This window comes from Pseudomonas gingeri (assembly GCF_013386115.1).
Classification (GTDB): domain Bacteria; phylum Pseudomonadota; class Gammaproteobacteria; order Pseudomonadales; family Pseudomonadaceae; genus Aquipseudomonas; species Aquipseudomonas gingeri.
On sequence record NZ_JACAOR010000010.1, the window covers coordinates 50,993 to 62,572 of the forward strand.

Genomic DNA, 11,580 nt, shown 5'->3' on the forward strand with positions numbered 1-11,580 from the left:
CATAAGCTCCACCCACCGGACCACCGGCCCCACCCTTCTCACTGTTGTTCCTGCGAGGTGTTCATGGTCGCCCCGGTTCCCGGCATTACCCGTTCCCGCCTGTTGCTTTCAGTCCTGGCCGCCACGTTGTCCCTGGCCGCCTCCTGCGTCGACGCCAACGAGACCCTGCGCATCGGCTATCAGAAATCCTCGACCCTGATCACCTTGCTCAAGAGCCAGGGCACCCTGGAGAAAGCCCTGGCCAAGGATCATATCGATGTCAGCTGGCACGAGTTCCCCAGCGGCCTGCCGCTGCTCGAATCATTGAATGTGGGCAACGTCGATATCAGTGCGGATGTCGCCGATACGGTGCCGGTATTTGCCCAGGCGGCTCAAGCCAGATTGACCTACTTCGCCCAGGAGGCCGCGTCGCCCCAAGCCCAGGCGATCGTGGTCAGGAGCGATTCACCGGTCACGACCCTGGGCGACCTCAAGGGCAAGAAAGTCGCGGTGACCAAGGCCGCCGGCAGCCACTATCTGCTGATCGCGGCGCTGGCCAGGGCCGGGTTGAAATTCAGCGATATCACCCCCGCCTACCTGACTCCCGCCGACGGCCGTGCCGCCTTCGAGAATGGCAAGGTCGATGCCTGGGTGACCTGGGAACCTTTCCTCAGCGGCGTCCAGCGGCAACTACCGACCCGCACCCTCGCCGACGGCCAGGGCCTGGCGAACTACAAGCGTTATTACCTGGCGAGCACGCCTTACGCCCAGTCCCACCCGCAAGTCCTGAAGCAGGTGTTCGCCGAACTGCAGAAATCCGGAACCTGGATCAAGACCCACCCCAAGGAGGCCGCCGAGATTCTGGGGCCGCTCTGGGGTGGCCTGGATACGGCGACGGTCGAGGCCGCCAACCGCCATCGCAGCTATGAAGTGCAGGCGGTCAAGGCCGACCAGCTGGGTGAACAGCAGCAGATCGCCGATGCGTTCCTCGCGGCTGGCCTGCTGCCGCAGAAGATCGATACCCGGGACGTGGAGATCTGGCAGCCCTGAGTCAATGACGGCCACTCGCGAGGTCGGGTGACAGCTATCCGCAGACGCGGGTCAAGGTCACCTGGCCCGCGACATCGCACAGCCCACCGCACTCAGGGCAATCGCCAGGCCGGCCAGGGCATAGACCCAGCTGGCCGAGGCCACCGGCAACAGCACACCCGCCAGCAACGGCCCGACCCCGGCACCGATATCGCGCCACACCGCATTGGATGCCAGGGCCTGGACTCGTCCGGCACCGGGGTTACGCCGGGCTACCAGGGTCACCACCAGCGGCAGTTGCAGCGCCCGCAGGATCAGCACCGATCCGGCCCCGAGGATCAGCCAGTGGCTGCCGAAAGCCGCTAGGGCCAGGCCGCTGAGGATCGAGAACAGCAACAGCATGCGCACCACGCCGTAGCTGTCGGCGGCCCGTCCACCCAGGGGGCTGAGGAGCATTTCCGAGACATAACGCAGGGCCATCAACGCCCCGGCGATAATCACCGCGTTACCGCCCAGCACGGCGGAGGCCTGCAACGACAGCCCGAAGATAAACAGCCCGTCCAGCGCCACGCCTTCGACAAACGACCAGATCGCCACACTGTCCGGCCAGTTGAAACGCCGCCCGGAAGGTGCCGACAGTTCATGCCCCACCGTCGGCAAGCCACGCGCCACCCACAAGCCGATCAGCGAGGCCGCGCACAGCAGCAGGAAAATCAGCCTTGGCCCGAACTGCAGGCTCAACCAGCCGCCCGCGACCAGGGCGATCATCGGTCCGATGGCGATCACCGCCCGCGAGCGCCCTGCCCGGCGCGCCGCACCACTGGGTTCCAGGGTCGCCAGTACTTGCGTCGAGAGGTTCAACGCCGCATAGGACAGGCCCCAGCCCAGGCGCAGCAGCAACAGCCAGAAGAAACCGGAGATCAGCGAATTGCCCAGGGCGCACAAGGCACTGACCCCGGCCGCCAGCATCAGCGTCGAACGATCGCCGTGGCGGGCGTAGTAACGCAGCACGTACCCGTAACCGAAGATCCGCACCAGGCGGTTGGCCGCCAGCAGCACCCCGGCCTGGGCCAGGGTCACGCCAAAGGCCGCGGTGTTCATCGGCAGCAGCAGGTAAAGCAGGACATCGCTGGGCAGGCACAGGGCCAGGACGATGGCGGAACGACGGGAGGCGGAATCGGTCGGGTGAGCAGCCACGGCAGGCATGTGGGACGGGTCTCTACGACGAGGAGCAGGAGCCGGTAAGCATGCCGGTTTGAAACAATCTCTGACAATGTTTTTGTAGCCCCGCGGCCGATGTTGCTGGAGCAACAGTGCTTCAACAGAGTGTTCGCAAGACGACACTTACCAGCCTCGCCCAGCCAACAGACCGGCTTCCCCCTGTCGATCGTTCCCACACTCCGACGTGGGAGCGCAGCTCGTGACGCTGCGCGTCACACCGGCGGACGCAGAGCGTCCAGGGAGGCATTGCCACGCAGAGCATGGGAACGATCAGTCACGCTCGACAGGCAACTGGCACAGAGCCTGCATTATTCCATTTAAGCAGTTCATCGGAGCCATGACTGCTTATTCAGAAATAAGCACCGCCATCCCTCTCCTGGAGCATCCGATGAAAGCCCTCAACCCCATCACCCACGCCGCCCGCCTGCTGGCCGCCGCCACGGCCCTGGTACTGGGCCTGCAACCGCTGGCCCAGGCCGGCGAAACCGTCCCGGCCGAAGTCCATCTGGATTATGCCTATTACTCGCCGGTAAGCCTGGTGCTGCGGCATTTCGGCTGGCTGGAAAAAGCCCTGCCCCAGAGCAAGGTGACCTGGGTCCTGAGCCAGGGTAGCAATCGCTCCCTGGAATACCTGAACAGCGGTGGCGTCGATTTCGCCTCATCCGCCAGCCTGGCAGCGGTGCTGAGCCGCGCCAACGGCAGCCCGATCAAGTCGGTCTATGTCTACAGCCGCGCCGAATGGACGGCCCTGCTGGTACGCAAGGACTCACCCTACAAGACCCTCGCCGACCTCAAGGGCAAGAAGATTGCGGCCACCAAAGGCACCGATCCATACCTCTTCACCCTGCGCAGCCTGCAACAGGCCGGACTGGGCAAGGACGACGTGGAACTGGTCCACCTGCAACACCCGGATGGTCGCATCGCCCTGGAAAAAGGCGATGTCGACGCCTGGGCCGGACTCGATCCGCATATGGCCGCCAGCCAGATCCAGGCCGGTTCGCGCCTGCTGTACCGCAACCCCGACTTCAACAGCTACGGCGTGATCAGCGTCACCGAGACGTACGCCAAGGAACACCCGCAGACCATTGAGACGGTGCTCGGCGCCTACGAAAAAGCCCGTGAGTGGGCCCAGAAAAACCCCGACGAACTGGCCCGGTTGCTGGCGACCGAATCCGGCCTGCCACTGGATGTCGCCAAGCTGCAACTGTCGCGCACCGACCTGAGCAACGCCCGTCTCGGCCCGCAGGACCTGGTGTCATCAAAGGCCGCGGCACCGATCCTCGTGTCCGAAGAACTCGTCCGTCGTGGCGTCAACGTCGACCAGGTGATCGACCAGTTGATCGATACCCGCTTCAACAACGTCGCCGTCGCCAAGCAGTGACCCGGGCAACCCGCGTGCGGGCCAGGAGCGTCCATGACCAGCAAGAGTAAATCCCTCCCCCGCGTCGTTCCGGCCGGTTCCCTGCGTACCGGCAGTTGGCAGCGCAACCTCAAGGGACTGGTCGTGCCGCTAGCGATCATCGTCCTGCTGGAGTTCGTGGTGCGCATCGGCTGGGTGCCGTCCTACCAGATGCCGGCTCCCAGCGAAATCGTCCTGACCCTGCGCGACCTGGCCGAAGGCGCCTTGTGGAAACACATCAGCGCCAGCCTGCTGCGGGTACTCAGCGGCTTTGCCATCGGCGCCGGCCTGGCCCTGGTGTTTGCCGCCTGGGTCGGCCTGAGCCGGGAAGCCGAAGCGTACCTGGAACCGACCTTCGCCGGTTTGCGCTCGATCCCGAGCCTGGCCTGGGTGCCGCTGCTGCTGTTGTGGCTGGGTATCGACGAAACCTCGAAGATCGTCCTGATCGCCATCGGCGCGTTTTTCCCGGTGTACCTCAACGGCGTGGCGGCGATTCGCGATATCGACCGCAAGCTGGTGGAAGTCGGGCAGATGCTCGGTTTCAGTCGCTATCGCCTGGTCCGGCGGATTCTCCTGCCCGCCGCCCTGCCCGGCCTGTTCACCGGCCTGCGCAGCGGCATGAGCCTGGCCTGGATGTTCCTGGTGGCCGCGGAGCTGATCGCCGCCACCCGCGGCCTGGGTTATCTGCTCAGCGACGGCCGGGAAACCTCGCGTCCGGATATCGTGCTGGCGGCCATCATTGTCCTGGCGCTGCTGGGCAAACTCAGCGACGGCCTGCTGGCCGGCCTGGAAAAACGCCTGCTGGCCTGGCGCGACACTTTCAACGGTCAGGACCGGGAGTCATGAACATGAGCGAGCCATTGCTGGATCTGTATGTCGAACGCAAGGCGTTTGCCGAGACCACGGTACTCAAGCAGGTCAGCCTGCAACTTCATGAGCGGGAAGCGGTGAGTCTGCTGGGCCCCAGCGGCTGCGGCAAAAGCACCTTGCTGCGGATCGTCGCCGGACTGGAAAAGGACTTCCAGGGTGAGCTGAAACACAGCACCGCGCCCATCGCCTTCGTATTCCAGGAACCACGCCTGATGCCCTGGTTGACGGTGGAACAGAATATCGGCTTCAGCGAAGACGACCACTACGACCGGGCCTGGGTCACGCAACTGATCGAGGAAGTCGGGCTCGCCGGTTTTGCCCAGGCACTGCCCAAGGCGCTGTCGGGCGGCATGGCACAACGGGTGGCGATCGCCCGGGGACTGTACAGCAAGCCGCGGATCCTGCTGCTCGATGAACCCTTCAGCGCGGTGGATGCTTTCACCCGCATGAAACTGCAGGACCTGCTCCTGCAACTGGCCAGGCGCCACGGCATTGCTCTGCTGCTGGTGACTCACGACGTCGACGAAGCCCTGTACCTGAGTGACCGGGTGCTGGTGATGGATAACCGTCCCAGCCGTATTCGCCAGACCCTGTCGGTCGACCTGGCCCATCCCCGTGATCGCCGCGACCCGGTGCTAGCCTCCCTCAAGGCACAATCGCTGACCGAGTTGCACCTGGCCCAGGTGATCTAGTCCCACCCTGCCGGCCCGGAAGGATCCGAGCCGGCCCCTGTTCCCCCGCCTTTGCCCACGCCTTTTGGCGGATCCTCCATCAATAAAGCCCCTAAATCCGGCGCTTCTTGGTATCGTGTGCGCCGATTTAAGTAGCTACCTATTTATTTTTTCTATCAGCCATACCTTTTATCGTCAATTTTTCTTGCACAAAACAGGTTCCTCATGAGCGATCCCATTCATCTCAAGGATCACGAGACCGAAAAACGCCTGGTCAACAAGCGCCTGATCGCCTGTGGCCTGCTGGTACTGGGCCTCGCCGCCGCCCTGGTGGGCCGCCTGTATTTTCTCCAGGTCACCGAGTTCTCCTACAACTCCACGGTCTCGGAAAACAACCGGGTCCATGTCCTGCCGATCCCGCCTGAACGCGGGCTGATCTACGATCGCAACGGCGAAGTGCTCGCCGACAACCAGCCCAGCTTCAACATGACCCTCACCCGCGAACGCGCCGGTGACGTCGGCCAGGTGCTGGACACGGTGATGAGCGTCCTCAACCTGCCGGAAGAAGACCGGACCCTGTTCGGCAAGGCACTCAAGCAGTCGCGCCACCCCTTCGAGCCGGTGACCCTGCTCTACGAACTGACCGAACAGCAGATCGCCCTGCTGGCCGTGAACGAATTCAAGTTGCCGGGGATCGAGGTCGAACCGCAGTTCGTCCGGCATTACCCGCTGGGCGACCATTTCGCTCATTCGGTGGGTTACGTCGGCCGGATCAACGAGAAGGAAACCAAGCAGCTCGACCCGGTGGAGTACCGTGGCACCCAGTCCATCGGCAAGACCGGCATCGAGCGTTTCTACGAGAACGAACTGCACGGCCATGTCGGTTACGAGGAAGTCGAGACCAATGCCCAGGGCCGGGTCATGCGGGTGCTCAAGCACACCGATCCGATCCCCGGCAAGAACATCGTCCTGAGCCTGGATATCAAGCTTCAGGAAGCCGCCGAGAACGCCCTGGGCGACCGCCGCGGCTCGGTGGTGGCGATCGATCCGAAGACCGGCGAAGTGCTGGCGATGGTCAGCAAGCCGAGTTTCGACCCGAACCTGTTCGTCACCGGCATCCGCGCCAAGGACTACTCGGCCCTGCGCGACTCCATCGACCGCCCGCTGTTCAACCGTGCCCTGCGCGGGCTCTACGCTCCCGGCTCGACGATCAAGCCGGAAGTAGCCATCGCCGGCCTCGACAGCGGCGTGATCTCGCCCTCGACGCGTGTGTTCGACCCGGGCTATTTCCAGTTGCCCAACGTCGATCACAAGTACCGCAACTGGAACCACAGCGGCGACGGCTGGGTCGACCTGAACGCGGCGATCATGCGTTCCAACGACACCTACTTCTATGACCTGGCAAGCAAGCTGGGCATCGATCGACTGCACGATTACCTGAACAAGTTCGGGGTCGGGCAGAAGGTCTCCCTGGACATGTTCGAAGAGTCTTCGGGGCTGATGCCGTCCCGCGAGTGGAAACGCGCCACCCGCCGCCAGACCTGGTTCCCGGGGGAAACGGTGATTCTCGGGATCGGCCAGGGCTATATGCAGGTCACCCCGTTGCAACTGGCCCAGGCCACCACGCTGATTGCCAACAAGGGCGTGTGGAATCGCCCGCACCTGGCCAAGTCGGTAGGCCAGGTGGCGCCGGTGGACGAGAATCCGATCCCGAACATCGTCTTGCGCGACCCCAAGGAGTGGGAGCAGGTCAACTACGCCATGCAACTGGTGATGCATGACCCGCGCGGTATCGCCCGCGCGGCGGCCGTCGGCGCGCAGTACCGGATTGCCGGCAAGAGTGGTACCGCGCAGGTGGTGGCGATCAAGCAGGGCGAACGCTATGACCGCCTGAAGACCTCCGAGCGCAACCGCGACAACGCCCTCTTCGTCGGCTTCGCCCCGGCGGAAGACCCGCAGATCGTGATTTCGGTGATGATCGAGAACGGCGAAGCCGGTGGCCGGGTAGCCGGCCCCGTGGTGCGCGAGATCCTCGATGCCTGGTTGCTGGACAAGGACGGCAAGCTCAAGCCGCAGTACGCGCACCCACTCAAGCCCCATGAGGATCCCAAGGTCTGATCGAGGGCTGCACGCGCGACTCACGTTGCCATCCAACCGGGCCTTGAGCCCGGTTTTTTTATGCCCGCGCATTCTCCAGGGCGCCCGTTCAACGCGGCACTCCCATCAATAAAAGCGATTTGTTGAGCGGAGTATTTGTCGCTTTTTTTGCAGATTCACAATCATTACTTTGGCCGGACAACACCGATAAAAAAACAAGGTCTGCCCTCATGTCTCTGCCTGAAGTCATAAAACCTGCCGTGCGCAGTCATTACCGCTGGGTGGTGGCGGCGCTGATTTTCCTGATTTACACCATCGCCGCCGCCGACAGGGCAAACCTGGGTGTTGCCCTGCCCTTCATTCGCAAAGAGTTCGACATGAGCAATGCCGAGGCCGGTGGCCTGGTCAGCCTGTTTCTGCTGGCGTATGCCTTGGCACAGATCCCCTCCGGCTTTGCCTTCGGCCGCTTCGGCGTCAGCAGGATCCTCCCAGGCGCCATGGTATTGACCTCGCTGCTGACCGGCCTGGTGGGGACGGCCGGCTCGCTGCTTGCGCTGAAGCTGTACCGCCTGGGCCTTGGCGTTGCCGAAGGTCCACTGCCGATCAGCATGACCACGACCATCAACAACTGGTTTCCCCCACGGGAAAAGGGCACGGCTTCGGGAATCTTCCTGTCCGCCGTCAAATTCGGCCCGGTGATCGTGCCGCCACTCTGCGCCGTGATTATTTCGGTCCGGGGCTGGCGCGAAATCTTCTACTTTTTCGCCGTGCCCGGCATCGTCCTCGCGGTGGTCTGGTATTTCATGGTTGCCGATCACCCGTCCCGTAGCCGGTTCGTCAACAACGCCGAGCTCCACTACATCACCGAAGCAACCGACAACATCCAGACGGCTCAACCGACCCGCCCACGGCAGACCCCAGCTTGGCTGCACAGACTGGATCGCGTCATACGGGCTCGTCATGAAACGCCCCTGGAAACCAACAAGCAGGTGTTCACCTCCTGGAACATCTGGGGTTGCGCCACCAGCTACTGTTTTCAACTGGGCGTCTCCAGCGTATTGCTGGCATGGATCCCGACCTACCTGATGACCGTCAAGCAATTCTCGATCATGAACATGGGGCTGGTATCGGCGGCGCCATGGGTAGGCGCGGTGCTGGGCAACCTGATCGGCGGCTTCTGCTCGGACCGGCTGCTGGGCGGGCGGCGCAAGCCCGGCATGCTGCTATCGGCACTGGGCACGTCGCTGATGATGTACCTGCTGATCAATTCGCCTGCCGAACCGCTGCCTTACGGGCTGCTGCTGATGCTGACCGGCGTTGTCCTCAGCCTCGGTTTCTCTTCCTACATGGTCTACCCGATGGGGCTGGCCACCAAGAAAACGTTCCCCATCGCCAACGCCATCGTGAACATGATCGGGCAATTGGGCGCCGCGGCCACGCCTTTCATTACCGGCCTGCTGCTGGATAACTATGGCTGGGGTTATGTATTTGCCTGGCTGGCAATCGGCTCGTTCATCAGCTTCATCCTCTTGCTGACCATCTCCGAGCCAAAGGCAGGACCGGGTCACCCCGGCTGACCTCCCCTTTTGCCCCCACGGCCTGCCCACGACAGCGCAATGGGGGCTTTTTTCATGCCACAGCATCCAGCGCCTTTGCCAACAATCGGGCTAAGGCACAAGCGCCTCGCTGCTCCACTCACCATTCACCAAGCGCTTCACTTGCAGGGGGTTGGCGTTCTGCAACGCAGCGGGCAACAGGTCGTCCGGGTAGTTCTGGTAGCAGACCGGACGCAGGAACCGATCGATCGCCAGGCTGCCGACCGAGGTCCCCCGAGGATCGCTTGTCGCCGGATAAGGGCCGCCATGGACCATCGCGTCACAAACTTCCACCCCCGTCGGATAGCCATTGACCAGGATACGGCCAACCTTCTCCTCCAACAGGGGCACCAGCCATTGATACTTGCGCAGGTCGTCCGGCTCACCGATGAGCGTCGCGGTCAGTTGGCCGCGCAGGGCCAGCAACGCATGCTCGAGTTCGGCGTCGTCAGCCACTTCGATCAGCACGGTGGCCGGGCCGAAGACTTCTTCCTGGAGCAAGGGATGTCCCTCCAGCAGCAAGCCGACGTCGGCCTTGAACAGCTGCGCTTGCGCCTGGCTGCCCTCCTGCGGCTGACCTGCCAGGTGCGTGACGCCCGGGCATGACCTCAAGGCATCGACGCCCTTGCGGTAGCTGCCCAGGCCGCCCGCGTTGAGCAGGGTCTGCGGCGCCTGTACCGACAGGTGCTCCCTGAGCTGTTCGGTGAACGCCGTGAATGCCGCGCCACGGATACCGATCACCAGGCCGGGGTTGGTGCAGAACTGCCCTGCTCCCAGCACCACCGAGCCCGCCAGTTCGCCAGCGATTGCCGCGCCCCGGGCGGCCAGGGCTGCTGGCAGCAGGATGACTGGATTGATGCTCGACATTTCGGCGAACACCGGGATCGGCTGCGCACGCTCGGCGGCGATCCGGCACAGCGCTTCCCCGCCGTGCAGCGAACCGGTAAAACCCACGGCCTGGATCGCCGGATGCCTGACCAGGTCCGCACCGACACCCTGGCCAAAGATCATGTTGAACACGCCCGCGGGCATGCCGGTGCGCGTGGCCGCCCGCTCGATGGCGCAGCCCACCAGGTCGGCGGTCGCCATGTGTCCGCTATGGGCCTTGACGACCACGGGGCAACCGGCCGCCAGCGCCGAGGCCGTGTCGCCCCCCGCCGTGGAGAATGCCAGGGGGAAGTTGCTGGCACCGAACACCGCCACCGGGCCGACGCCGATGCGGTACTGACGCAGGTCGACGCGTGGCAGGGGCTGACGGTCCGGCAGCGCCAGGTCGATGCGCACACCGAGGAAGTCACCACGGCGCAGCACCTGGGCGAACAGGCGCATCTGGTTACTGGTTCTCAGGCGCTCGCCCTGGATACGCGCGGCCGGTAGTGCGGTCTCCCGGCAGACGATGGCCACGAAATCCTGATCCAGTGCATCCAGTTCCTCGGCGATTGCCTCGAGAAACTCGGCGCGCCGCGCCGGACTCAGTTGCCGATAGGGGCCGAAGGCATTCTTCGCGGCGAGGGCGGCCTGCTCGACTTCTTCGAGCGTGGCCTGGTGGAAAGCACAGGACAGGGCTTCCCCGCTGCTGGCATCAAAGCTCTGGTGACGGGGCTCGCCAAGGCCGCTGCGGGCACCCGCGATGAATTGCTGACCAAGTACAGGAAGCATTTTCAACTCTCTCTATGTCATCGGCGCCTGGCCGAAACCTATGAAATCAACAGGCCCAGCCGCCCCGGCTGCCTCTGTTCATGCCGGGGCACCCGGTTTACCTACCCCATTGCAACGCAATCGGATTGGCCGCCCTGGCCAGTTCGAGCAGGCCCTCACGTGTCTGCGGATGCAGTGCTTCCAGGGGATGGCGAACGCTGTCGGAGCGGATCACACCGCCCTCCTTCATCACCGTCTTGGCCGCACGTAATCCGCACTGGCGGTTCTCATAGTTGATCAACGGCAGAATCCGCTCATAAGCCTGGATCGCGTCCTGGCGACGGCCTTCTGCATGGGCGCTCATCACCGGACGGATCAGGTCCGGAATCATTGCGCTGGCCATGACCCCACGCGCACCGGCATCCAGATCGGCCATCAGGGTGATCGCCTCTTCACCGTTGAAAGGCCCCACGATGCTGCTGCCGCCCAGCGTGATCAGCTCGCGCAACTTGGCGGCGGTGCCGGGGACTTCGATCTTGAAGTAACGCACCAGCGGTAGGGTACGAGCCACTTCCGCCAGGAAAGCCGTGGAGAGCGTCACGCCGCTCAGCGGCGCGTCCTGGATCATGATCGGCAGCTGGCACGCCTCTGCGACGCGCTCGAAGTGCTCGCGGATCAGTCGCGGTTCGAGCTTGATGCCCGCGCCGTGATAGGGCGGCATCAGCATGATCAGCGCCGCCCCGTGCTCCGCCGCGTGACGCGCACGCTGGCTGGCGACCTGGGTACTGAAGTGGCTGCAGGTGACCATCACCGGCACCCGCCCCTTGACGTGCGCCAGGCAGAACTCGGTCAACTGCCGCCGCTCTTCATCCGAGAGCAGAAACTGCTCCGAATAGTTGGCCAGGACACAAATGCCATCCACGCCCTGGTCGATCATGCAGTCAAGCACCCGCCCCTGCCCCTCGAAATCGAGCTCGCCGGCGTCGCTGAATGGCGTCGGGGCAACAGGAAACAGCCCCGAGTACGGCCCAGTCGTTTGCATCGCAAAAACCTCTTCCATTGGGAAAACGGCAGGCCGGGC

The 11,580-nt window shown here is 63.8% G+C and carries 9 protein-coding genes; 6 read left to right on the forward strand and 3 right to left on the reverse strand.

From position 1 onward, the window contains the following. The first annotated feature begins 63 nt into the window (after positions 1-63). The gene (locus HX881_RS19140) at positions 64-1,029 is read left to right on the forward strand and encodes an aliphatic sulfonate ABC transporter substrate-binding protein (protein ID WP_177085994.1); all 966 of its coding nucleotides are present in this window, start codon (positions 64-66) and stop codon (positions 1,027-1,029) included. A gap of 57 nt (positions 1,030-1,086) precedes the next feature. Here the strand turns inward: HX881_RS19140 and HX881_RS19145 are convergent, their stop codons facing one another. Next, positions 1,087-2,214: an MFS transporter gene (locus tag HX881_RS19145; RefSeq protein ID WP_017124995.1), complete on the reverse strand. Its 1,128-nt coding sequence runs from the start codon at positions 2,212-2,214 to the stop codon at positions 1,087-1,089. A 403-nt stretch (positions 2,215-2,617) separates the two neighbouring features. Between HX881_RS19145 and HX881_RS19150 the strand changes: the two genes are divergently transcribed. From HX881_RS19150 to HX881_RS19170, 5 genes are all read left to right on the forward strand, one after another. Continuing rightward, positions 2,618-3,610 (forward strand): aliphatic sulfonate ABC transporter substrate-binding protein, encoded by a 993-nt coding sequence (locus HX881_RS19150; RefSeq protein WP_017124994.1) that lies wholly within the window; start codon positions 2,618-2,620, stop codon positions 3,608-3,610. A gap of 33 nt (positions 3,611-3,643) precedes the next feature. Beyond that, positions 3,644-4,474: an ABC transporter permease gene (locus HX881_RS19155; protein ID WP_017124993.1), complete on the forward strand. Its 831-nt coding sequence runs from the start codon at positions 3,644-3,646 to the stop codon at positions 4,472-4,474. 2 nt (positions 4,475-4,476) lie between these two features. Continuing rightward, complete coding sequence (locus tag HX881_RS19160; RefSeq protein ID WP_042934884.1) at positions 4,477-5,190, forward strand: ABC transporter ATP-binding protein; 714 nt, start codon at positions 4,477-4,479, stop codon at positions 5,188-5,190. 204 nt (positions 5,191-5,394) lie between these two features. Beyond that, on the forward strand, positions 5,395-7,287 hold the full coding sequence (gene mrdA / locus HX881_RS19165) for a penicillin-binding protein 2 (protein WP_177085996.1): 1,893 nt from the start codon (positions 5,395-5,397) through the stop codon (positions 7,285-7,287). 209 nt (positions 7,288-7,496) lie between these two features. Further along, positions 7,497-8,843 (forward strand): MFS transporter, encoded by a 1,347-nt coding sequence (locus HX881_RS19170; RefSeq protein ID WP_177086416.1) that lies wholly within the window; start codon positions 7,497-7,499, stop codon positions 8,841-8,843. A gap of 90 nt (positions 8,844-8,933) precedes the next feature. On the opposite strand, the gene HX881_RS19175 is transcribed toward HX881_RS19170, so the two are convergent. Together HX881_RS19175 and HX881_RS19180 are read right to left on the reverse strand one after the other, a co-directional pair. Further along, positions 8,934-10,520 (reverse strand): aldehyde dehydrogenase (NADP(+)), encoded by a 1,587-nt coding sequence (locus tag HX881_RS19175; protein ID WP_177085998.1) that lies wholly within the window; start codon positions 10,518-10,520, stop codon positions 8,934-8,936. Positions 10,521-10,617: 97 nt separating this feature from the next. Continuing rightward, positions 10,618-11,541, reverse strand: a complete 924-nt coding sequence (locus HX881_RS19180) for a dihydrodipicolinate synthase family protein (protein ID WP_103033128.1) — start codon at positions 11,539-11,541, stop codon at positions 10,618-10,620. Positions 11,542-11,580 lie beyond the last annotated feature (39 nt).